Source organism: Aedoeadaptatus urinae, assembly GCF_900155585.1.
In the GTDB taxonomy this organism is placed as follows: domain Bacteria; phylum Bacillota; class Clostridia; order Tissierellales; family Peptoniphilaceae; genus Aedoeadaptatus; species Aedoeadaptatus urinae.
Map to the genome: position 1 here is coordinate 20,245 of NZ_LT707415.1, position 23,223 is coordinate 43,467.

General features: G+C 51.7%; 21 protein-coding genes and 1 other annotated feature. Of the genes, 3 read left to right on the plus strand and 18 right to left on the minus strand.

Going from position 1 to position 23,223, the window contains the following annotated elements; translation table 11 throughout:
* Positions 1-5: 5 nt before the first annotated feature.
* Together BQ7397_RS00100 and hpt are read right to left on the minus strand one after the other, a co-directional pair.
* Complete coding sequence (locus BQ7397_RS00100) at positions 6-878, minus strand: CPBP family intramembrane glutamic endopeptidase (RefSeq protein ID WP_083703323.1); 873 nt, start codon at positions 876-878, stop codon at positions 6-8.
* Positions 829-1,350 carry a hypoxanthine phosphoribosyltransferase gene (gene hpt, locus BQ7397_RS00105; protein WP_077074176.1) on the minus strand — a complete coding sequence of 174 codons (522 nt, stop codon included), beginning with the start codon at positions 1,348-1,350 and terminating at the stop codon, positions 829-831. Before hpt ends, BQ7397_RS00100 begins: the two co-directional genes overlap by 50 nt.
* A gap of 87 nt (positions 1,351-1,437) precedes the next feature.
* Between hpt and BQ7397_RS00110 the strand changes: the two genes are divergently transcribed.
* Positions 1,438-1,899, plus strand: a complete 462-nt coding sequence (locus BQ7397_RS00110) for a DUF4364 family protein (protein WP_077074177.1) — start codon at positions 1,438-1,440, stop codon at positions 1,897-1,899.
* Between the two features lie 62 nt (positions 1,900-1,961).
* Here the strand turns inward: BQ7397_RS00110 and BQ7397_RS00115 are convergent, their stop codons facing one another.
* The 7 genes from BQ7397_RS00115 to BQ7397_RS00145 all read right to left on the minus strand — a co-directional run bounded on the left by BQ7397_RS00115 (position 1,962) and on the right by BQ7397_RS00145 (position 9,409).
* Positions 1,962-2,456, minus strand: a complete 495-nt coding sequence (locus BQ7397_RS00115; RefSeq protein ID WP_077074178.1) for a methyltransferase family protein — start codon at positions 2,454-2,456, stop codon at positions 1,962-1,964.
* Positions 2,457-2,606: 150 nt separating this feature from the next.
* Positions 2,607-3,122: an Asp23/Gls24 family envelope stress response protein gene (locus BQ7397_RS00120; RefSeq protein WP_083703324.1), complete on the minus strand. Its 516-nt coding sequence runs from the start codon at positions 3,120-3,122 to the stop codon at positions 2,607-2,609.
* Between the two features lie 13 nt (positions 3,123-3,135).
* On the minus strand, positions 3,136-3,462 hold the full coding sequence (locus BQ7397_RS08930) for a DUF2273 domain-containing protein (RefSeq protein ID WP_083703325.1): 327 nt from the start codon (positions 3,460-3,462) through the stop codon (positions 3,136-3,138).
* A 4-nt stretch (positions 3,463-3,466) separates the two neighbouring features.
* On the minus strand, positions 3,467-4,027 hold the full coding sequence (gene amaP / locus BQ7397_RS00130; RefSeq protein WP_077074180.1) for an alkaline shock response membrane anchor protein AmaP: 561 nt from the start codon (positions 4,025-4,027) through the stop codon (positions 3,467-3,469).
* A gap of 122 nt (positions 4,028-4,149) precedes the next feature.
* Complete coding sequence (locus BQ7397_RS00135) at positions 4,150-6,813, minus strand: valine--tRNA ligase (RefSeq protein WP_077074181.1); 2,664 nt, start codon at positions 6,811-6,813, stop codon at positions 4,150-4,152.
* 32 nt (positions 6,814-6,845) lie between these two features.
* Positions 6,846-7,033 (minus strand) — a binding site (T-box leader).
* Between the two features lie 48 nt (positions 7,034-7,081).
* Complete coding sequence (gene trpS / locus BQ7397_RS00140; protein ID WP_077074182.1) at positions 7,082-8,071, minus strand: tryptophan--tRNA ligase; 990 nt, start codon at positions 8,069-8,071, stop codon at positions 7,082-7,084.
* 21 nt (positions 8,072-8,092) lie between these two features.
* Positions 8,093-9,409: an amidohydrolase gene (locus BQ7397_RS00145; protein WP_077074183.1), complete on the minus strand. Its 1,317-nt coding sequence runs from the start codon at positions 9,407-9,409 to the stop codon at positions 8,093-8,095.
* A gap of 149 nt (positions 9,410-9,558) precedes the next feature.
* Here BQ7397_RS00145 and rpsD point away from each other — a divergent pair, with 149 nt between their 5' ends.
* Complete coding sequence (gene rpsD, locus BQ7397_RS00150) at positions 9,559-10,152, plus strand: 30S ribosomal protein S4 (RefSeq protein ID WP_077074184.1); 594 nt, start codon at positions 9,559-9,561, stop codon at positions 10,150-10,152.
* Between the two features lie 68 nt (positions 10,153-10,220).
* Positions 10,221-11,621 carry a UDP-N-acetylmuramate--L-alanine ligase gene (murC, locus tag BQ7397_RS00155; RefSeq protein WP_077074185.1) on the plus strand — a complete coding sequence of 467 codons (1,401 nt, stop codon included), beginning with the start codon at positions 10,221-10,223 and terminating at the stop codon, positions 11,619-11,621.
* Between the two features lie 44 nt (positions 11,622-11,665).
* Here murC and srtB read toward each other — a convergent pair whose 3' ends face one another.
* The 9 genes from srtB to BQ7397_RS00200 form a co-directional block, all read right to left on the minus strand.
* Positions 11,666-12,397 carry a class B sortase gene (gene srtB, locus BQ7397_RS00160; RefSeq protein WP_077074186.1) on the minus strand — a complete coding sequence of 244 codons (732 nt, stop codon included), beginning with the start codon at positions 12,395-12,397 and terminating at the stop codon, positions 11,666-11,668.
* Positions 12,398-12,515: 118 nt separating this feature from the next.
* Positions 12,516-12,923: a hypothetical protein gene (locus BQ7397_RS00165; RefSeq protein WP_077074187.1), complete on the minus strand. Its 408-nt coding sequence runs from the start codon at positions 12,921-12,923 to the stop codon at positions 12,516-12,518.
* A 243-nt stretch (positions 12,924-13,166) separates the two neighbouring features.
* Positions 13,167-13,889: an amino acid ABC transporter ATP-binding protein gene (locus BQ7397_RS00170; protein WP_077074188.1), complete on the minus strand. Its 723-nt coding sequence runs from the start codon at positions 13,887-13,889 to the stop codon at positions 13,167-13,169.
* Positions 13,873-14,562, minus strand: coding sequence for an amino acid ABC transporter permease (locus BQ7397_RS00175; RefSeq protein WP_077074189.1), 690 nt, complete (start codon positions 14,560-14,562; stop codon positions 13,873-13,875). Before BQ7397_RS00175 ends, BQ7397_RS00170 begins: the two co-directional genes overlap by 17 nt.
* Positions 14,563-14,644: 82 nt before the next feature.
* A complete protein-coding gene (locus tag BQ7397_RS00180; protein WP_083703326.1) occupies positions 14,645-15,553 on the minus strand; it encodes a transporter substrate-binding domain-containing protein in 909 nt (302 codons plus the stop codon).
* A gap of 253 nt (positions 15,554-15,806) precedes the next feature.
* Positions 15,807-18,635 (minus strand): excinuclease ABC subunit UvrA, encoded by a 2,829-nt coding sequence (gene uvrA, locus BQ7397_RS00185; RefSeq protein ID WP_200801179.1) that lies wholly within the window; start codon positions 18,633-18,635, stop codon positions 15,807-15,809.
* A gap of 20 nt (positions 18,636-18,655) precedes the next feature.
* Entirely contained in the window at positions 18,656-20,626 is a 1,971-nt protein-coding gene (gene uvrB / locus BQ7397_RS00190; protein ID WP_077074191.1) for an excinuclease ABC subunit UvrB, read from the minus strand.
* Positions 20,627-20,650: 24 nt separating this feature from the next.
* Positions 20,651-21,814, minus strand: coding sequence for a S41 family peptidase (locus BQ7397_RS00195; RefSeq protein ID WP_077074192.1), 1,164 nt, complete (start codon positions 21,812-21,814; stop codon positions 20,651-20,653).
* 62 nt (positions 21,815-21,876) lie between these two features.
* A complete protein-coding gene (locus BQ7397_RS00200; RefSeq protein WP_077074193.1) occupies positions 21,877-23,211 on the minus strand; it encodes a murein hydrolase activator EnvC family protein in 1,335 nt (444 codons plus the stop codon).
* Between the last annotated feature and the right edge of the window lie 12 nt (positions 23,212-23,223).

Genomic DNA, 23,223 nt, shown 5'->3' on the forward strand with positions numbered 1-23,223 from the left:
ACCTCCTATAACATTAATTGAATCACATAAATCACTGCGAGCACGGCCACGGGTATCCATTCCTTTCTGCGCAACACTTTTCTTCCCCGAGGCAAAGGCCGCTTCATGGACGCCCGTAAAATCAAAGCTACGCCTATAACACCGGCCAAAAGAAGAAGCACGGTGGTGGCGTTTTTTATGCCGCCCAATCGCAACACGAGACCGGTTTTTGAAAAGGAAGCGATCCATCGTTCGTTAAAGAAGTAAATAAACAGAATGGACGAAAGGTTATAGAGAAAGTGGGAAAAGATACAGGCCTTTAAGCCACCGTAAAGGTAAATGTATCCCAGGACCAATCCGAAGAGAAAGGGCGCCAGGCTGTTTTGCGCCTCGAAATGAAAGAGGGCGAAAAGTGCCGCCGACAAAACTACGGCGCCTCGCGGACTGCGGCGAGCGAAGCGCTCGCACAACACGCCGCGAAAAAAGAACTCTTCCATAACCGCCGGCGCCAAGGCCACGGTGAGAATCTGCTTGAAAAGCCCGGCGTCGCGAAGGAGATCCAAATTTTGATTTTCCAAAAGATAAATACGGCTCAGGGCATCTAAAAAAATGCCGTTGATCACGAGAATAATGGGAAAGACGGCCACGGTCAAAAGAGCCGCCTCGGCTAAGCCCATGCCCTTATTCGTTTTCGCCGGAAAATTTCGTCTGAAGATAAGGGCCGGCGCAAAAATCGCCACGGCCTCCGTGAGCACGATGCCGAGCAATGGATCGGAACGGGAAAGAATCGGCCCCAACAGCAGAAACAGAATGCCCGCGAGGACACACCACCAGAGCAGGGCGATTGAATTAATCCTCGTAGGTGTAGATATAGGGTTTGTTTCTGTAGTACGGCCCATAATTCAATCCATAGCCCACAATAAAGACATCGTCGATGGTGAAGCCCGTGAAGTCCGCATGAAAATCCACTTCTCTACGGGAAGGCTTGTCCAACATAACCGCCGACTTCACCGACGCCGGTTCCATTTTCTTAATGGCCTCCGTCACCGTCTGCAGGGTGTGGCCCGTGTCGATAATGTCGTCGACGATCAATACGTCCCGCCCCTTCACGTCTGAGCGCAGATCGCCGAAGACCTTCACGTCGCCGGAAGAGGATTCGTTGTTTTCGTAGCTGGAGGTGGTCATAAAGTCGATTTCCATTTTGCTTTTCATTTCGCGAACCAAGTCCGAGCAAAAGACAAAGCTACCACGCAACAGGCCGATGACAAGAATTTCCTTTCCTTCATAGCCCTTATCCACTTCCTTCGCCAAAGCGCGCACGCGTTCGGCAATGGCTTCTCTCGAATACAAAACCAATTCTTTCTTTTCCATGGGATCCTCCTTTATATTGTCCCACCATTATATCATTATCCGACCCATCTTTTCCCCTTCGGTGTTATAATTCTTATAGGTGATAGGATGAAAAAAGAAACATTACACACACTGGCGGCGGATAAACTTTACCTCCTCTCCTCCATGAACGCTCGTGGCGGCGTGGCGGATCGGAAGGATTTTTACGACGCCGTGTTAAAAGAAGGGCGCATGAATTACTTCTTTCTGTGCCAATACATGAGCGAACTGGCCGATGCCGCCCTCATCGACGAGGCGGATGGCACCCTGACCCTGACGCCGGAAGGCATGGAGGTGCTGGCTATGTTCGGCGACGAGGCCGCGTCCGTGCCTCAAGAGGAAAAAGAAGGCTTAGCCACCTATGCCGTCTACAGCGAAGGGAATTTTACCGTTTACCAAAAGCGATTGGACGACGTGCTGGTATTCTCTTTGGCTCTGTCGAAAAAAGAATTTCCCGAAACGGATCAATCCTTAAGCGACGAGGCCCGGGTGGAGGCCTTTATCGCGACAATAAAAAATATAGAAAGCTAAGGCAGTTTTGCATTTGAAAAGCCATGGGAGAGATCTTCCCATGGCTTTTTTTGGTTAACATGCTATTTCTTTTTTCGAAACCAAGGGATAACCCGATTCACTTCCCTGCAATAGGCGGCATACTCCTCACCGAATTGGCGAAGCAGCCACTTCTCTTCCGTCTTTTTCATCAGCACCGTTAAAAATCCCCAGTAGAAGATCGGCAGAAGGAGCAAGAGAAAATTGGCGGCGAAAAGCAAAGCGCCGGTGAATACAAAAATAAAGGCAGAGTAGACGGGATTACGCACCACCCCGTAGACGCCGGTGGTTGCGAGCTTCGCCTCCCGCACCTTAAGATTGATTTTCTCCACGAGCACCGCCGCGATCCACAGCATCGCCCCGAAAAGGACAGAGAGGATTCCGGCGACTTTGAAGATAATTTTTCCCTGCATGCAGAGTCCCGCACTTAAAAGCCCATGATGACTTAATAATATCCCCGCCACGGTAAGACAGAAACAGATGAAAACATAAATCGGACCGACGCCGAAGGTAGGCATTTTAAAATCCTTTTCTCTCATTATCTCCTCCGAAAACCTGCGCAAATGGCGTGCGCCATTCATGATACTTTTTATCAGAACCATTATATATGAAAAAGTCAGTCAGGGCATAAAAAATAGATGCCGAAAAACTCGGCATCCATTAAAAATTATTTTCAACCAAATCGGTCATTACCATTGGCGATTGTAATCTTGTTTGTTTCCGGTGACTTGACCGGCGACTTGATTGGTCAGGCTCTTTTGTTTCTTTTCTTCAAAATCTTTTCGCGTCATGACGTCGACGATTTCTACATTCAATTCGACGACATCCAGCCCGGTCATGAGCTTCAGTTGTTTTTCCGTGTATTCTTTTAATTCTTCAAAAATACGGGGAGCCGATTGACCGAATTCCAAAAGCATTTTGACGTCAAGAACCACTTCTTTTCCGTTAATGGTGGCATCCACACCCTTGGTGTCGTTGGATGCGCCGAAGCTTTCCGTAATGCCGGAGATAAAGCCGCCCTTTAAATCCAGGACGCCCTTTATTTCACGAGCGGCCAAGGAGACGATTTTTTCTACGACGGAATTGTTAAAGATCAAAGAGTCCTTGTGTTCCACTTCCTTTGCATCTTCGCCGGGAACCTCCGGTAAATCCTTTAAGGCTTCCTTTACTTCTTCTGCATTTTTTTTGATTTCGTTAGTCATCATCCGGTCCTTTCTCTTAGCCGATAGAACTTAAAAACTTGTGCACCACGGGATTGCCGTCGAAAAATCCTCCGACGACGAAGCCTGCGGCGATTAAAATAACGAGTAGCAAGGTTTTGAAAAATCCCGCGGTGATAAGCAACAGTCCGAGAATTAAACCCGCCACCATACCCAGGGCGGTCTTTTTGTAACGCATCAACAGAGGCGATGAGAAAAGACCTCTTCCCGGTCGGTCCAAGGGACGCCCGTCCGTTGCTTGAGGCAGGAGCCCTTGCTTGGGGACGATGTCGTATTCCCCCAGGTAATGAAATTGTTGCTGTTCATCCTGTGTAAATAGTCGCATAGCCTCACCCCGCTACCTGTTCTGTCTTCGCCTCACCGGGATCGGTGAAGGTGACTTCTACATCCCCCACGGGAAAGCCTACGTAGTTTTCTAAATTGTCCCGCACATTCTTTTGAATAGCTTCGGCCAAGGCCTGTAAGTCTTCCAAGTCCTTGACGCCGCAGGCAATTTTCGATTTAATCGTCGGCTCTTTGCCGCTGCGAATATACACGGCGACTTCCGGGCGAGACACTTGATGGAAGTCTCTCACCGTGCAGTCCACAACGGACCGCACCGAAGATTCCGTCAAATAGACCTCGCCGTCGTCTCGCTTCAAACGAATGCTTCTTTCCCGTGTCTTTACGATTAAGGAACGCAGGAACAGAAACAAGCCGTAGACGGCGGTGAGTGCCGCAAAGACAGCGAAGAGATAGAATCCCCATTCCTGATTTAAAATCGGCAGCAAGGCCTCTTGCCAGGAGCTCAGCCCCACGGTGTTTCCGTAAAAAGAAAAGAAGCAGACGCAGGAAAAGACGAGAAGTATCAGGGCCACGATAATATCCATGGCCTTTTTGCTTTTTCTCACAAATACGCCTCCCTTGTACGCTTTTGAATCTTATGATTCATCCTTCCTTAAACAGTTACCCGAAGGACTCCGAGTTATGCACGAATTCAATATGAATTGATTTTCTTTCAGAAATAGAAGACCTATTCGCCTAATTGTTTTTCGACAAAGGCGGCCCGTTCCTTTAGGTTCTTCAGGTTTTCCTTGTACATTTCCAATTTTTCCCGCTCTTTTTGAACGACTTCGGGCTTGGCCTTGCTGACGAAGCTTTCGTTGGCTAATTTCTTTTCCGCCCGTTCAATTTCCGACAGGGTCTTTTCCATATCCTTTTTCAAGCGTTGGGCTTCCTTGTCGTAATCCACCAGGTCCTTCATGGGAAGGAAGAGCTCCGCCTTTTCCACGACGACGGAGATCACGTCGTCGGATACGGCGTCGCGATCGCCAATTCGCTCGATGGAAGTGCAGTTAGCCAGATTGGCGAAGTGGGCTTTTATTTCGTCGTAGACCTCCGCCCGGGCATCGTCGTCAGTTAAGAGATAGAGCTTGCTCTTTCTGAAGGGCTCGATGTCCATTTCGGCCTTGGCGTTGCGAATGCCGCGAATGGCTTCGCGAAGAATGGAAATTTTTTCCACATCGTCATGATAATTATAGACGCCGCATTCCGGCCAATCGCTGACGATAAGATCCCCTTCCGTGGAGGGCAGGAAGGCGTAAATTTCTTCCGTGATGAAGGGCATAAAGGGATGAAGCAACTTCAAAATCTTTTCAAGCACGTCGAGGAGGACGCCGTAAACCACTTCTCTGTCTTCCACGTCGTCCCCGTAGAGGCGGGGCTTGACCATTTCGATGTACCAGTCACAGTATTCGTCCCAAATAAAGTCGTGTACCACTTCCGCCGCCATGCCGATATCGTATTTTTCGATTTTTTCCTGAACCTCGGCAATGGTTTCATCCACGCGGGTCAAAATCCAGCGATCTTCCGTATGCAGCTTATCTTTCATGACCTTGGCGCCGTAGAAATCCTCCGGCAGATTCATGAGCACGAAGCGGGATGCATTCCACAATTTATTGCAGAAATTCCGATTGCTTTCCACCCGCTTATAGCTGAAGCGCATATCGTTGCCGGGGCTGTTGCCCGTGACCAAGGTGAGACGCAGGGCGTCGGCACCGTATTGATCGATGACTTCCAAGGGATCGATGCCGTTGCCCAAGCTCTTGGACATCTTCCGTCCCTGCTCGTCGCGGATCAGGCCAGTGAGGTAGACGTCGGTAAAGGGCAGCTCCTCGGTGATTTCCAAGGCGGAAAAGACCATGCGAATAACCCAGAAGAAGATGATGTCGTAGCCCGTGATGAGGACATCGGTGGGATAGTAGTAATCCAAGTCCGGCGTAGAATCCGGCCAGCCCATGGTGGAGAAGGGCCACAGGGCGGAGCTGAACCAGGTGTCCAAGGTGTCTTCGTCTTGACGAATGTTTTTGCTACCGCAGGCGCTGCAGGTATGCACGGCTTCCTTAGAAACCATGACTTCGCCGCAATCGTCGCAGTAGTAAACGGGCAGGCGGTGGCCCCACCATAATTGTCTGGAGATACACCAGTCGCGAATGTTTTCGAGCCAGTGGGTGTAGATCTTGCCGAAGCGTTCCGGTACGAAGTGCAGCTCGCCTTTTTCGTAAGCTTCCAAGGCGGGCTTGGCCAATTCTTCCATGGCGACAAACCATTGCTTGGACAGCATGGGCTCGATGACGGTCTTGCAGCGCTCGCAGTGACCCACAGCGTTGTGGTGATCGTCGATTTTTACCAAATAACCGCCTTCGTCGAAATCCTTGACGATGGCTTTGCGCGCTTCATCACGCATTAATCCCGCATACTTGCCGGCGTTTTCGTTGAGGCGAGCCTCTTCGTCCATAATTAAAAGTTGGCCCAGGTCGTGGCGTGCCCCCACTTCAAAGTCGTTGGGGTCGTGAGACGGCGTGATTTTTACGGCGCCGGTGCCGAATTCCGAATCCACATAGCTGTCGGCGATAATGGGGATCTTCCGTTCGATGACGGGAATAATCGCGTGCTTGCCGATGTAATCTTTGTAGCGTTCGTCTTCCGGATTGACGGCAATGGCCAAGTCGCCGGGAATGGTTTCCGGCCGCGTCGTGGAAATCATAATGGCGTCGTCTTCACCGTCGATGGGATAGCGGAAGGTCCACATACGACCTTCCTGCTCCTTGTGTTCCACTTCCGCATCGGAAAGGGCGGTTTTATCGTGGGGGCACCAGTTGATGATGCGGTCTCCCTGATAGACCAGGCCTTTGTTATACAGGCGGATAAACATTTCTTCCACGGCATGGGAAAGGCCTTCGTCTAATGTGAAGCGCTCTCTGGACCAGTCGCAGGAGACGCCCAGCTTCTTTAATTGATTGTTAATGTTGCCGCCGTATTCCTTCGTCCACGCCCAAGCGGCTTCCAGGAATTTTTCCCGGCCCAGGCCGTCCTTGGACTTCCCTTCGTTGCGAAGCTTCTCTACCACCTTCACTTCTGTGGAAATGGAGGCGTGGTCCGTTCCGGGAACCCACAGGGCACTGTAGCCCCTCATGCGTTTAAAACGAATCAAAATATCCTGCAAGGTATTGTTCATGGCGTGACCCATGTGCAAATTCCCCGTGACGTTCGGCGGCGGCATGACGATGGTGAAGGGCTTCTTGCCCTCTGCCTTGTCTTTGTCGCGATTCGGGGTAAATTCGCCTTTGTCCATCCAATCGGCATAGATGCGCGATTCAAAATCCTTGGGATCATAAGTCTTCTGCATACTGTTCATAATTCCTCCTGCAAACAAAAAAATCTCGCCCTGAAAAGGACGAGATTCCGCGGTACCACCTTTATTCCGTATTGCTACGGCACTTCTTCCCCATAACGACGGGACGCCGTTTCGCTCTCGCGAAAGGAAATGAAGGCGACCTTCGATTGCTTCGCCAATCGCTTCCAGCACGCGCGACCTCTCTAAAGACGAGGGACAATCTACTCTTCCTTCACTGAATTAAGTTGGCTTAATTATAGAAAGTTTTCTGTCATAAGTCAAGTCTTGTTTAAAATTGTACTATTCCCACTTTCCTATAGACCTTTCTTAGCGTCTTCTGTGCCAAGTAGGATGCTTTTTCCGCACCTTCTCTGCAAATGGCCTCCAGCTCATCCTTGTCGCCGCGAATGGCGTGGAAGCGCTCTTGCACCGGAGCCAAACCTTCCACTACCGCTTCCGCCACGGACTCCTTCAACTCGCCGTAGCCCGCGGATTTAAATTCCCGCTCCGCCTCTTCGGGGCTGATGTGCTTAAAGGAGGAGTAAATGTCCAGCAGATTCTTCACCCCCGGCTGCTCGTCGGTATAGGCGATGGTGGCCTTGGAGTCGGTGACCGCCCGCTTGATCTTTCTGCGAATGACGTCGGGCTCGTCGAGAATTAAAATAAAGGCGTTTTCGTCGGGATCGGATTTGCTCATCTTCGACGTGGGATCCTGTAAGCTCATAATCCGCGCGCCTACCTTCGGCGCCATAATGTCGGGGATGGTGAAGGTCGGCGAGTAACGAGTGTTGAACCGCTCGGCGATGTCACGGGTGAGCTCGATATGTTGCCGTTGATCTTCCCCCACGGGCACGAAGGACGATTGATAGAGAAGAATGTCCGCCACCATAAGCACGGGATAGTTTAATAGGCCGGCATAGACTTCCTTTTGTTTTTGGGACTTGTCCTTAAACTGCGTCATGCGATTTAATTGTCCGATGGAGGTAATGGTGTTTAAGACCCATGCCAGCTCCGTGTGCTCCGGCACTTGGGATTGAATGTATAAAATGGATTCCTTCGGGTCCACGCCGCAAGCGACGTAGAGGGCGATTAAATCCAAGGTGCGCTTTCTTAAATCGGCGGGCTTTTGGGGCACGGTAATGGCGTGCATATTGGCGACGCAGTAGATGCATTGAAACTCCCTCTGCAAATCGGAAAAATTGCTGAGGGCACCCAGGTAATTGCCGATGGTTAAATTTCCGGAGGGTTGTATGGCGGAGTAAACTACTTTTTTATCCAAAATTTCCTCACTTTCCGCGGCCTATCGGTCGCCGTTCATTTCATCGCTCACGGCTTTTCGCTCCAAGAGCTCTTTAAATTTATTTTCCACGGTCTCGCGAATCTCGTCCAGATCCACCCTCGTCAATCGACGATCTTTCAGGACGAATTCGCCGCCGATTAAGACGTGCTTTACATCTTCCGCCTGCGCCGAATAGCACAGAGCGCTGATGAGATTATTTTTCGGCGTAAAGCTCGGAGAATTTAAATTAAAGCAGGTAATATCGGCGAGCTTTCCTTCTTCGATGGAGCCGATTTCATCTTCCCGCGCCAGGGCCTTTGCCCCGTTAATGGTGGCCATGCGCAGCACGTCCTCCGCCCTTAAGACCTCGGGATCGTAGCTCACGCCCTTGGCGATCAGACTCGCGATGTGCATTTCCTCCAGCATGTTTTGATTGTTGTTGGAGCTGTCCCCGTCGGTGCCCAAGGCCACGGTAAGGCCCTTGTCCATCATTTTTTGTATGGGGGCGATGCCGCTTGCCAATTTTAAATTACTGGATGGATTGTGTACCGGGAAAAATTTCTCGGGATCCACCAGATCCATGTCCTCTTCCGTCATGTGGACGCAGTGGGCGGCAATGGTGTGCACCTTGTCCAGACCCAGACCCCACATGTATTGAATGGGCGTGGCGCCGTAAAGGGCCTCGGCATCTTCCATTTCCTTTTTCGATTCGGACAGGTGGGTGTGAAGAATGCCGTCCATTTCGCCGGCCAGCTCGATGATCTGTTTAATGTAATCGCCGCTGCAGGTATAAATTGCGTGAGGTGCCGGTGCCACTTCCATCAGGCCGTCGCCCTTGCCGTGGCTGCTGACGTAAAGCATGCGGGCTTCTTCCAGCTTTTCGTCGCCGCCGCCGTCGATGTCCGTAAGGCCGCGGGTTAAAAGCCCCCGCATGCCGATAGCTACCGCCGCATCGGCCACACGATCCAGCTCGTAATACATGTCGCAGAAGGTCGTTGTTCCGGACAAAATGCCTTCCGCCATGGAAAGCATGCTGGCCCAGTAAATATCCTCACGGGTCAAGTGGGCCTCCAGGGGCCATATGGCCGTGGTGAGCCAGGTGTTTAGGTCCATATCGTCGGCGTAATTTCTGAAATAGCTCATGCCCAGGTGGGTGTGGGCGTTAATAAAGCCCGGCACAAGCAACAGATCCCGGCCGTCGACGATGTCCCCGCCCTTTAAGCTGCCGCCCTCGGCAATGGCTGCGATCTTTCCGTCTTTAAGTTCAATATCCTTGTGTTCCATGACCTTTCCGGCCACCACGTCGATATATTGGGTGTCTTGAAAAATGAAATGCATAAGCCCTCCTCTTCAGTCTCGTTTCAGTATAGCACAAGGGATAAAAAAGCGGTATATGCCCTTTTTTTCCTTTACAAGCCGCCTATTATCTTGTATAATGCTAGAGGTTCTAAATTATCGCGGCAAATTATAATTTAGGAGTGAAGACAATGGCAAAAATGATGGGACCTAGATTTAAACAATCCAGAAGATTAGGTCTTAACGTATGTGGACATCCGAAGGCAATGAACCGCGCCGGCAGAGGCACGGCTCGTTCCGACAAGAAGTTAACCGAATACGGTAAGCAATTGTTGGAAAAACAAAGACTGAGAGCGTACTACGGTGTGATGGAAAAACAATTCTATCGCTACGTCCTCGACGCCCAAAAGGCCGGCGAAGAAACCGGTCCTGCATTGGTTAAGCGCTTAGAAGTCCGCTTAGATAATTTAACGTATCGTATGGGTTTTGCATCCTCCATTCGTCAAGCAAGACAAATGGTAACCCACGGTCACATTCACGTCAACGGCAAGAAGATCAACATTCCTTCTTACCAAGTCCAAGTCGGCGACGTGATTTCTTTAAGCGACCGCGGCCGCAAGGTTGACATGTTCAAAGAAAACTTTGAAACCAATTTCGTCAACGCCTATCCCTACATCACGAAGGAAAAAAACAATCGGGCTACCTTAAGCTCCGAACCCGCTCGTGAAGATATCCCGATCGAAATCGAAGACCAATTGATCGTCGAATTCTATTCCGGAAAATAAGAAATTGCGGTTTTTCCGCAATTTTTTTATTGTCGTTTCATAAATAACTACCAGGAAGTGAGGTAAGCATGTTTCAATTCCAATTTGGTACAAAGGATTACCACCATATCCACTTTATCGGCATCGGCGGCATTAGCATGTCCGGCCTCGCGGCGTTGATGCTTTCAAAGGGCTACACCATCTCCGGCAGCGACCGGAAGGCGTCGCCCATTACGGATCACTTAAAAGAATTGGGCATTACGGTTTACGAAGACCACGATCCCGCCCAAATCGAAGATGCGGATCTCGTCGTCTACACCGACGCCATTCAAATGGACAATCCGGAATACTTGGCGGCCATCGCGAAAAAAATCGACGTCGTGGATCGCGCCACATTCTTAGGCGCTGTCATGAAAAATTTCCACGTCTCCATCGCCGTCTCCGGCACTCACGGCAAGACGACCACCACGTCCATGATCGCCACGGCCATTAAAGACGAGCCCTTCTCCCCGACCATTATGGTGGGCGGCAACCTCGGCGAAATCAGCGGCAATGTGCGCATCGGCACCGGAGACTTTTTCCTTACGGAAGCCTGCGAATACCGGGCCAATGTGTTGAAATACTTCCCCTCCACGGCGATTATTTTAAACATCGACGAAGACCACTTGGACTTTTTCGACAATATCGACCACATTCTCGAAACCTTCCGCGCCTACGCAGGCAATTTAGGCGAGGACGATCTGTTGATTTTAAATAAAGACGACGACTACGCCTACAGCATGAAGGATGCCACCAAGAGTCGGATCGTCACCTTCAGCCACAAGGGCGAGGCCGATTACGAAGCGCGGAATCTGGTTATCGATCCCCACACGGGACGCCCGCACTACGACCTGTACATTCGCGGCAAAAAAATAGCCCCCATTCAACTGCAGGTCATGGGCCTGCACAATGTGTCCAACTCTTTGGCCGCCATCAGTGCCTGTGTGGAAAACAACATCCCCGTGGAGGATGCCGTTAAAGGCGTTTTAAACTACCACGGCGTCGGTCGCCGCTTGGAATTTAAAGGCGAAGTGGACGGCATCCGCGTCATCGACGACTACGCCCACCACCCGACGGAAATCGCATCGACCCTTCACGCCTTAAAGCCCACGGTGAAGAATCGGCTGATCTGTATTTTCCAACCTCACACCTACACTCGGACCAAGTTGCTCTTGGACAGCTTCAGCCACAGCTTCAAGGAATCGGACATGACCATTATCGCCGACATCTACGCGGCGAGAGAAAAAGATTACGGCGACATCCATTCCAAGACACTGGTGGAAGCGGTGAAGGCCAATCACGATTCAGCCATCTACATCGGCGAACAGGACGAAATCCTGGAGTATGTAAAAGAAAAAAGCCGCCCGGGCGATGTGATCCTCACCATGGGTGCCGGCGATATCTATCGCGTCGGTGAACGCTTCTTGGAAGATGCCGAAAAAAATGCGTAAACAAATAGCGCCTCATCATTCTCGATGAGACGCTTTTTTTGTGCCTATTTTTCCTCTACTAGCCTGCCGTGGACGACCATTCGTCGGTCTTTCTCCGTACAGGTCTGCAAGGTGATGATTTTTTCTCCCTGCCAGTCCATAGGTCCCTTTATAATGTTTTTTGCTTCCACCCGGGTGCGGAAGGCCGCAAGCTTTTCCCCCTCGTAATTGGGCGAGCGGAAATCTTCGTAGGGGCTCGCCTCGTAGGCGGCGAAAATTTGATACACCTTGCGGCCCTCTGCCGTGTTTAAAATGATCTGCGGCGCCTTTTCTACGAAAGCCGGATCTTCGTAGGCGGTCAAGGGATGAAAGACCTTCCCGTTTTTCACCCGGTGGCCGTAGATGATGGTGTTGCCGTCGGAAAAATCCTTTTTGTTCCTGTAGTCTATAAAGGGCACGCCCAAGGCATTGTAGCTGCCCTCAATGTCGTGATTCAGATAATAGTCGTTGTCCTTGCCCTGCACCACCGGCAGGGAAAGGGGCGTTCCGGGGATTTCGATCCACGCCACGAGATTGGGATAGGTCTCTTGCATGGAGCGGATTCGATTCCTCGTCGAGGCGTCGGCATCTTCCCCGCCCGAATTTATTTTCTCGCTTTGTTTGTAGACGGCCTCCACTTCTTTTTTTGTGCGATCGTAGGCGTATTGATCTTTGTAATAGAGGCCGATCTTTCCCAGAGAAAAAAGCAGGACGGCAATTAAAACAAGGCGCAAGGCCATGAAAACTCTTTTTTTCATAAGACTCCTTTCGTCTTTGATTTATACCCATCGCTCCGAGAAAAATGTATTCAGCAAAAAACAGCGCCTCACGAAAAGACGCTGTTTTTATTCGAAAGCGATGATCAAAAAATTGCCCTTACGCTTTCTTATTTGATTTTATAAATAACAGGCATTGGATCATGCTCATTGCCCAACAGATCGCCAAGATCCCCACAATGTAGGGATAGATCAATACCGCTCTGGCCTGAGGGAGCAAGAGTCCGAGAATGAGGACGCCGGCCCAAGTAGAAAGCCCTTTGGCTCGATCGTCCAATCTTCTTTTCTTCGCCATAACAACAAAGGCCAGACTGATGATTAGAATCGCCGCCGCCATCATTAAGGTGTTGGTCTTTGTAAAGAGATGAAGCAAGTAATAGCTCTGCTTAAGGTGTAAGTGGCGGCTTAAGCCCGCCGTCACTTTGCTCAGCACATGCAAGACGACGAGGGCGATGACCAGGACGATTTGTATCATCGAGGTAATGGCCAGGCACACTTCTTTTTTCATTTCTTTCCTCCCGAATCTTTTCTTGCGAACCCAATCAGCTCGTCTGTTTATTTTATTATATCTTATTTATCTTCATCTCGGCATTTTTTAGTAATGACATTTTACTTGCGGGTTAAATCAAATTCTTATAATTTTAGAAGACAAAAAAAGATGTGCACTTATCGAACGTGCACATCTCCTTTTTTCTATGCTATTGATTATCCGGAACTATCTCTCGTCACTATAATAGTTTTCTATAAGCGCCTAGAGCACTTTGTTTAAAAATTCTTGCGTCCGGGCTTCCTTCGGATGGCCGAAAACTTCTTCCGGCGTGCCTTCTTCAAGCAAATAGCCTTCGTCTAAGAACAGGATGCGATCCCCCACTTCTCTGGCAAAGCCCATTTCGTGGGTGACCACCACCATGGTCATTCCCTCTTTGGCGAGCTGCTGCATAACGTCGAGGACTTCGCCCACCATTTCCGGGTCGAGAGCTGAGGTGGGCTCGTCAAAGAGCATGACCTGAGGCTCCATGGCCAGGGCGCGCACAATGGCGATCCGCTGCTTTTGTCCCCCGGAGAGTTGACTGGGGTAGCTGTCTTTTTTGTCCAAAAGGCCAACGCGGTCCAAGAGCTTTTCCGCCTTGGCCTGAGCCGCCTTTTGATCCATGCCCTTAACCAGCACCGGCGCCATGGTGATATTTTCCATGACGGTCTTGTGGGGAAAGAGGTTAAAGGACTGAAAGACCATGCCCATGTCTTCGCGAATTTTTTCGATTTCCGTCTTCTTGTCGTTGACGTCCACGCCTTCGAAGATAATTTCGCCGCCATCGGCTTCTTCCAGCCGATTTAAACAGCGAAGGAAGGTGGATTTGCCGGAGCCCGAAGGCCCGATGACGACCACCACTTCCCCGTCTGCGATTTCCGTGGAAATGCCTTTCAGGACTTGGTTGTCGCCGAAACTTTTTGTCAGATTATGAATGCGAATCACTGTTAGCCAACCTCTTTTCAAATACACCGATGACCTTGGAAAGACTCGTTACGAGAATCAAGTAAATAAGTGCCGCCGTTACATAGGGCATAAAGGGCTTATAGGTCGCCCCTCCCACTACTCTCGCCTGATACATTAAATCGCCGATGCCCACAATGGAGACAATGGCCGTTTCTTTAATCAAGGTAACGAACTCGTTGGCCAGAGCGGGAAGCACGGTCTTAACGGCTTGGGGCAAGATAATGTAGCGCATAATTTGGCTCTTCTTCATACCCAAGGACGCCGCCGCTTCCCCTTGGCCGCGATCCACTGCGTTGATCCCGCCGCGAATAATCTCCGACACATAGGCCGAGGAGTTCATGCACACGGCGATTAAGCTTAAAGCAAAGGGATTTTTTAAGGACGCGTATTGATCCGGGAGAACGCTGGAAAAACCGTAGTAAAATATCGTTACTTGAACCAATAATGGCGTGCCTCGAAACAGCTGCACGTAAATTTTTGCGATGGCTTGCAGAGGCTTTAGCCTCGAGCGACGAAGCAGCACGATAATAATGCCCAGGATAAAACCGAAGAGCACCCCTAAAAAGGAGAGCTTCAGGGTCATCAAGGTGCCGTCTAAATAGGATGGGCCGTATTTATTTAGAAAGGCCATCCAAGATTTCATTAACTTCATTCTTCCTCCTCGATAGAAAAAACTGTTTCACGAGGAAACAGTTTTAACTCTGTAATTAGAACAATTCTTAATTGCCGTTGTTTTAGTTGGCAGCGTTATTGGCAGCGGCTTCGTCACCGGCGGGAGCGTCAGTAGTGGATTCGTCGGCCAGTTTTTCGTATTCTGCGATCCAGCCTTCGATCTTCCCTTCGTCGATCAGCTTTTGAACCACTTGATTAATGTATGCGGTCAAGGCGTCGTTGCCTTTTTTCGATGCGACACATACGCCCGGTTCTTCGGGAACGCCGGCATCGATGACGACGAGGTCGGGGAATTGCTTAGCGTATTGTTCGCCGGAGCTTTTGGAGATGACCAGGGCGTCGGCGGTTTTGTTTTTAACTTCCATTGCCAGATTGTTTAATTTGGCAAGGCTCTTTAATTCCACGTCTTTCGGGAAGTTTTCGCGAACGGTGTCCTCTTGAATGGATCCCGTTTGTGCGCCGACGACCTTGCCGGCGAAGTCTTCCATCTTCTTGTACTTGTCCGCATCTTCTTTGCGAACGAGAACCACTTGTTCGTTGGTGAAGTAGGGTACGGAGAAGTTGACGGCTTCTTCACGTTCCGGAGTGGCGGAGAGGCCGGCGATGCCGATGTCCGCTTGACCGGAGGCGATGCTGGGGATAATGCCGTCGAAGTCCAAGTCTTTGACTTCAAGCTCCACGCCCATTTCATCGGCGATGGCCTTGGCGATTTCCACGTCGAAGCCGACGATTTCGTCTTTACCGTCTTTTACAAGGTGCCATTCGTAGGGCGGGTAGTCGGCGCTGGTGGCCAAGACCAATTTGCCCTTGTCCTTAATGGCCTTGACGGCGGCATCCATTTCTTCCTGGCTCACTTGAGGTGCTTCCTTCTTACCTTCATTGTTCGCTGCGTTGTTTGCGCCGGATCCGCATCCGACTAATGCAAATGCCATGACCATGGCTAAAATACTAAGTAAACCGAATTTTTTCATGATGTTCTCCCTCCAATCTCAAATACACAGGCGTTCTCTATTATACACGATGTCTCATAGAGCCGGAGGTGCAAGTGATCTTTGCGTCGTGCTTGCAACAAATCCGACGTCTCTCGAAAAGTTTTGTTGTATTCAAGATTAAGGCCTCCTTCTGTGCTTTTCTTTTTTGAGATTATACTATAGCGTACTAAAACCTACAAGATAATCAAAAAGAAAACGAGAAACGGCGTTTCTCATTCTCTCTTTGTCTTTCTTATCTTTTCAGCAGCGGTTTTAAATAGATGCCGGTGTAGGACGCGTCGTTCTTCGCCACGTCCTCGGGCCGTCCCGTGGCCACCACTTCGCCGCCGCCGTCGCCGCCGTCGGGCCCCAGGTCGATAATGTGATCCGCCACTTTAATGACGTCCAGATTATGCTCGATAACCACCACGGTGTTGCCCATGTCCACCAGCTTCGACAGCACGCTTAAGAGCTTTCGAATGTCTTCTGCGTGAAGGCCGGTGGTGGGCTCGTCTAAAATATAGAGGGTGTTGCCCGTCCCCCGCTTGGACAGCTCCGTGGCCAGCTTGATCCGCTGGGCCTCGCCGCCGGAGAGCTGAGTGGAGGGCTGACCCAGCTTAATATAGCCAAGGCCCACCTCCTGCAGGGTGTTGATCTTTCTCAGGATCCGCGGATGGTTTTCGAAAAATTCCGCCGCCTGATCCACGGTCATGTCCAAGACATCGGCGATGTTTTTGCCCTTAAACTTGACCTGCAAGGTCTCCCGATTGTAGCGCTTGCCGCCGCAGACCTCGCAGGGCACGTAGACGTCCGGGAGAAAGTGCATTTCCACCTTCAAAATCCCGTCGCCCTTACAGGCCTCGCAGCGGCCGCCCTTGACGTTAAAGGAGAAGCGGCCCTTGGCATAGCCGCGGATCTTCGCCTCGTTAGTTTGGGCGAAGACGTCGCGAATGGAATCGAAGACGCCGGTGTAGGTGGCGGGATTGGAACGGGGCGTGCGGCCGATGGGGCTCTGGTCGATGGAGACGATTTTGTCCACGTGCTCCAGGCCCTCGATTTTTTTGTACTTGCCCGGGCGCACTTTGTTTTTGTTTACCTTTTGCGCCACGGCTTTTTTCAAAATTTCGTTGATGAGGGAGCTCTTCCCCGAACCGGAGACGCCGGTGACGCAGATAAATTGCCCCAGGGGGAAGTGCACGTCGATGTCCTTTAAATTGTTTTGCGCCGCGCCGTAGACCACGATCTCTTCTCCCGTGTAGGGACGGCGCTCCTCGGGCACGGCGATTTTTTTCTTGCCGGAAAGGTATTGGCCCGTGAGGGACTCTTCCACTTTGACGATCTCGTCGTAGGTGCCCTGGGCCACGATGTGGCCGCCGTGGACGCCGGCACCGGGGCCGATGTCTAGTATCTCGTCGGCTTCCCGCATGGTATCCTCGTCGTGCTCCACGACGATGAGGGTGTTGCCGATGTCCGTCAAATTCCGAAGGGACTTTAAAAGCATGGCATTGTCCTTTTGGTGAAGGCCGATGGAGGGCTCGTCGAGAACGTAGGTGACGCCGACGAGGGCGGAGCCGATTTGGGTGGCGAGGCGAATCCGCTGGGCTTCGCCGCCGGAAAGGGTGCCCGCCATGCGCGCCAAGGTGAGATAGCCCAGACCCACTTCCTTTAAAAAGGACAGGCGCTCGTGAATTTCCTTTAAAATTTGATCAGCGATGTTTCTATCCATGTCGCTGAGATCCAAGGAATCGAAAAATTTCATGGCGTCGACGACGGAAAGCAGGGTGGACTCATAAATATTTTTTCCGCCCAGCTTAAAGACCAAAGACTCCATCTTCAGCCGCGCCCCGTGGCAATCGGGACAGGGGATGTCGGATAAGAAGGGTTCGATTTTTTCGATGGCTCGGTCGCTGGCGGTCTCCCTGTAGCGGCGATCCAGATTTTTCAAGATCCCCTCGAAGTGGCCGCGGTATTCTTTCGCCCCGCTGAAATAAGATTTAAAGACGAAGTGCAGGGGCTTCTTCGTACCGTACATTAATTCGTCGATCATGGCTTTCGGCGCCTCTTTAATGGGCGCCTTGGTGGAAAAATCGTAGCGGGCAGCGATCTGGTCGATGATTTCCTTGTAATAGGTGCCTTCCGTGGTACCGTAGCAGGCGATGGCCCCCTCGTCGATGGAAAGCTCCCTGTTGGGAATGATCAGCTCCGGATCCGCCCGTCGGCTGCTCCCCAAGCCCTTGCAGGTGGGGCAGGCCCCCATAGGCGTGTTAAAGGAAAAGGATCGGGGCGTGGCGGGCTCGATGGCGATGTCGTGCTCCGGACAGGAGTAGCTGGTGGAGTAAAGCTTTTCGTTGCCGTCTAATGTATCCACGATGACCGTGGAGCCGGAGATCTCCAGGGCCGTCTCGATGCTGTCCGTAAGACGGGTCTCGATGCCCTCGCGAATGACGATTCGGTCCACCACGATGAGAATATCGTGGACCTTGTTTTTATCCAGCTCGATGTCCTCTTCCGTGCGGTGCATTTCCCCGTCGATGATCATGCGCAAAAAGCCATCCTTGCGAATGCGATTCAAGACCTTCTTGTGCTGCCCTTTTTTCTGACGCACCACCGGCGCCAAGAGCTGGAAGCGGGTGCCCTCTTTCATCTCCATAATCTTGTCCACGATCTGATCTTCCGCAAAGGCCTCAATGGGCTTGCCGCACACCGGGCAATAGGGCTTTGCCACCCGGGCGTAGAGCAGACGGATGTAGTCGTAAATTTCCGTCACCGTCCCCACAGTGGAGCGGGGATTTTTCGACGTGGTCTTCTGGTCGATGGCAATGGCGGGGCTCATGCCCTCGATGTAGTCCACCTCGGGCTTGTCCATTTGGCCCAAGAATTGCCGCGCGTAGGAGGACAAGCTTTCCACATAGCGCCGCTGCCCTTCGGCGTAGATGGTGTCGAAGGCCAGGGAGCTCTTCCCGGAGCCGGAGAGGCCCGTGATGACGGTCATTTTATTTCTCGGAATATAGACGTCGAGATTTTTTAAATTGTGCTGGCGCGCCCCGTGTATGTGGATCGCCTGTTCAATGGATGGGTTCATCTATTTCCTTTCTTTCAGGATTACTCATTTAATCCGTAACGTTCTTTTATTTCTCTTATTTGGTCGCGAATGCTCGCCGCCCGCTCGAAATCCAATTGCTCGGCGGCCTTAAACATTTCCGTTTCCAGATTTTTCAGCATGGCGACGATGTCTTCCTTGGCAAAGTCTTCGCCGAAGTCTTCCTCTTCTTCCGCCGCAATGGTATTTTCGATGGTGTCGCGAATGCCTTTGACGATGGATTGCGGCACGATACCGTGTTTCTTATTATAGTCCATTTGTATGGCTCGGCGCCGTTCCGTCTCTTCGATGGTGCGGGCCATGGAGCCGGTGATGGTGTCGGCATACATAATGACGCGGCCGTCTACATTTCTCGCGGCCCGCCCCGCCGTTTGAATGAGGGAGGTTTCCGAGCGCAAAAAGCCCTCTTTGTCCGCATCCAGTATGGCCACGAGGCCCACCTCGGGAATGTCCAGCCCCTCACGCAAGAGGTTGATGCCTACGAGGAAGTCGTAGACGCCGAGGCGCAGATCCCGAATGATTTCCATGCGCTCGATGGTCTTGACATCGGAGTGAAGATAGGCCACCTTCATGCCCATGTCCTTAAAGTACTTGCTCAGGTCCTCCGCCATGCGCTTGGTCAGGGTGGTGACAAAGGTCCGCATATTTTTCGACGTCATGTCGTTGATCTGTTCCGTCAGATGATCGATTTGATTTTTCGTCGGCACCACGTCGATTTTCGGATCCACCAGGCCCGTGGGGCGAATGATCTGTTCCACCCGCTGCTCTTCGTGTTCCGTTTCGTAGGGGCCCGGCGTGGCAGAGACGTAGACCACTTGATTTTGCATGGATTCGAATTCCTCGAAGCGCAAGGGACGGTTGTCCAGCGCCGAGGGCAGGCGAAAGCCATATTCCACCAGGGTCTCTTTTCTCGCCCGGTCGCCGTTAAACATGCCGCGAATTTGCGGCACCGTGGCGTGGGACTCGTCGATAATGGTCATGAAGTCCTTCGGGAAGTAGTCGATAAGGGTGTAGGGTCGGCTCCCCGCTTCCCTGCCGCTTAGGTGGCGGGTATAGTTTTCGATGCCGGAGCAAAAGCCCATTTCCTCCAGCATTTCCACATCGTAATTGGTGCGCTGCTCAAGCCGTTGGGCTTCTAAAAGTTTTTCTTGATCACGCAAAGTGAAGAGCCGCTCTTCCAGTTCCTTTCGAATGGTTTTGACGCCTCGCTCGATTTTTTCCGGCCGCGTGGCAAAGTGAGATGCCGGGAAGATGGACACGTGCTTGCGATAGCTTTCGATGCGACCGGTGACCGCGTCCACTTCGGCGATTTCATCGATTTCGTCGCCGAAAAATTCCACGCGAATGGTCTTTTCGGAATTGCCGGCGGGAAAAATTTCCAGCACGTCGCCGCGAACGCGGAAGGTGCCGCGTGAAAAATCCACGTCGTTTCTCACGTATTGAATGTCCACCAGCTTGCTCATGAGGGCGTTTCTGTCCCATTCCATGCCCGGGCGCAGACTCACCACCAAATTCTTGTAGTCGATAGGGTCACCCAAGCCGTAGATGCAGCTCACCGACGCGACGATAATCACGTCCCGCCGCTCGAAGAGAGCCATGGTGGCGGAGTGGCGCAGCTTGTCGATCTCGTCGTTAATGCTGGCGTCTTTTGCGATAAAGGTATCCGTCCCGGGGACATAGGCCTCGGGCTGATAGTAGTCGTAGTAGCTGACGAAGTATTCCACGGCGTTTTCCGGAAAAAATTCGCGAAACTCCGAGGCCAGTTGATAGGCCAGTGTCTTATTGTGGGCGATGACCAAGGTGGGCTTTTGCACCCGCTCAATTAAATTGGCCATGGTAAAGGTCTTGCCGCTTCCCGTGACCCCCAACAGGGTTTGGTGCTTCATGCCCCCTTGGATGCCCTCGGTCAATCGATCGATGGCCTGCGGCTGATCGCCGGTGGGCTTAAATTTCGAATGAATTTTAAAATCCATGATTCCTCCTGCAAAAAGAGCGATCTAACGACCGCTCTTTTCTATAATGGAAATTGCCTTTTGCAATTGTGTATCCTGATCTCGATGCTCGAGCCCGATGGCCTTGACGTTTTCCGGCAAGCTGACTTTCACGTCGGGTTCGATGCCCTTGTCTTGAATACATACCCCGGAAGGCGTGAAATATTCACTGGTGGTGAGCTTAATGCCGCCTCCGCCGGGCAGAGGCACCAAGGTTTGCACCACGCCCTTGCCGTAGGTCTTTTCGCCTACAAGGGTGGCGGCCTTGTTGTCCTTTAAAGCCCCCGCCACGATTTCCGATGCCGATGCGCTGCCCCCGTTGACCAAAACCACAACGGGCTTCTTCCACGCGGCTTCGTCAGATTTATAGTGGAAGACTTCTTTGCCCCGATTGTCCTTGGCGCTGACGATGTCCGCCTCGGGAAGCAATTGATCGCTGACGCCTACCGCCGCTTCCAAAATGCCGCCGGGATTGCCGCGAAGATCCAGGATCAACCCCTTCTTCCCCGCCGCCGCCTTCATGGCTTTGGTAAATTCTTCCACGGTGTCGTCTTCGAATTGCGTGAGGCCGATATAGGCGATGTCGCCGATGGAGCCCGTGATCACCGATTCCATATGGATCTCGTCCCGGGTCACCTTCACATCACGCACACTGCCCTTCCCTTCGGGCATAATGCCCAAGGTGACGGTTGTGCCCTTGTCCCCTTTAATATGTTTCACCGCTTCTTCCATTTCGTCCACGGTGTATTCAACGCCGTCCACGGAGACGATTTTGTCGCCGGACTTTATGCCCGCCGCCTCCGCAGGAGAACCCTTAATAGGCGCGATGACGGTAATCATTTTGGAATCCTCCACGGCGCCGATTTGCACGCCGATGCCGTAAAATTCGCCGGTAGTGGATTCCATAAACTGCTTGTACTCAGCTTCGTCGAAGTACTGACTATAGGGGTCGTTTAGTGCCGCCACCGTGCCTTTCTTTCTGCCTTCGATAAAATCCTTCTCCGTGATTTCGTCACTGCGCAAATAGTATTTTTTTAAAAATCGCTCCAGAACCTTAGTCTGTGCCACTTCCTTCACGCTGCCCGTGGCGAATTGCACGGAGGCGAAGGCGGTGATGATATTGGTCACGAGCAACAGAGCGAGAAGGCCCGCAATGTGTTTCTTTTTCATTGGAACTCCTGTTTTTAAATGGAAGAAAGAACCTTCCCGAAGAAAGGTTCTTTGTCTTTGAATTATAAATAGTTAAGGGGATTCTGCACGGCACCGTTTACGCGCACTTCAAAGTGCAAGTGTGCGCCGGTACTCATGCCGGTGCTGCCCACGTAGCCGATGGTTTGTCCCGCGGAAACCGTCTGTCCCGCACTCACCGCTCTGCCGGATAAGTGGCCGTAAACCGTGACCTTGCCGCCGTGGTCGATCATAATGCAGTTGCCGTAGCCGCCCATAAAACGGGAGGCGATGACCGTCCCTGACGCCGCACTTACGACCGGCGTGCCGTTAGGCGCGCCGATGTCCACGCCGGTGTGGAGCTTGCGGTATTTTAAAATCGGGTGAATACGATAGCCGAAGGGCGAGGTGATCCGGTGATGACCGGGTACGGGCCAGTAGAGCTCGCCGGTTCTCGCTTCAGGCTGAGCTTGAACGCCGTATTGAACGACGTCCGAAGACGTGTTGGCACTTATGCTCCTGCTTGCTTTGTAAGAAGCACTGCCGGAGCGCTTCGATGCGCTGCTTGCCCTACCTGCCGCCGCTTCCTTTTGGCTACGGGCTTCGGCTTCGGCCGCTCTTTGTCTGGCCAGACGGGCCGCTTCTTCTTCCTTCGCCTTTTTAATGGAGATATCCAGGTTCGCAATTTGCGATTGAATGGCGTCGGATTCGCGGAGCATTTCGTCGTATTGCGCTTCGTAGCTGCTTAAGTCGTTGACCAAATTGTTCATGAAGCTTGTCTTTTGAGCGTTGGCCGCTTCGAGATTGTTTTTTTCCGTCCGCGCTTGTTCCTGCTTTTGAGCCAGTTGTTTTTCCTGCTCGGCGAGGAGGGCCTGCTTCTCTTCGATTTCCTTCACCTTGGCTTTTATTTCTTCAATAAGCTCCCGGTCGCTGGTGGCGATGGAACGAATCATGCGGGCGCTGCCGATTAAAGAGGCTGCGTCGGTGGAATCGAGAAGAATATCTAAATAACCGCGATCGTTGGCGATATACATGGCGCGAAGGCGCTTGGCATAGAGATCTTTTTTCTCTAAAAGCTCCGCCTTGGCGGCTTCAAGCTCCGCCTTGGTTTGGGCGATTTCCACTTGAAGCTTTTGCATCTCGCCGTTTAATTGATCGAGTTTTAAATTAACCTGGGTGATTTGCGCATCCAAGGCGCGAATTTCCGCTTGAACCGTGGCCACTTGACCCTTCGTCTGACTGATCATCGATTGGGTTCCGGCCATATTGGATTCGATGGAACTCTTCTTTTGCACCGCCTTCGACCGTTCGGCTTCTAATCCTGAAGCCAAAACCGGTTGGGAGCTTAACATTAAAAGCGCCAGTGCCGCGGAAAGTTTCTTTCTGTGATTCGCGTCCAAAGTGAACCTCCT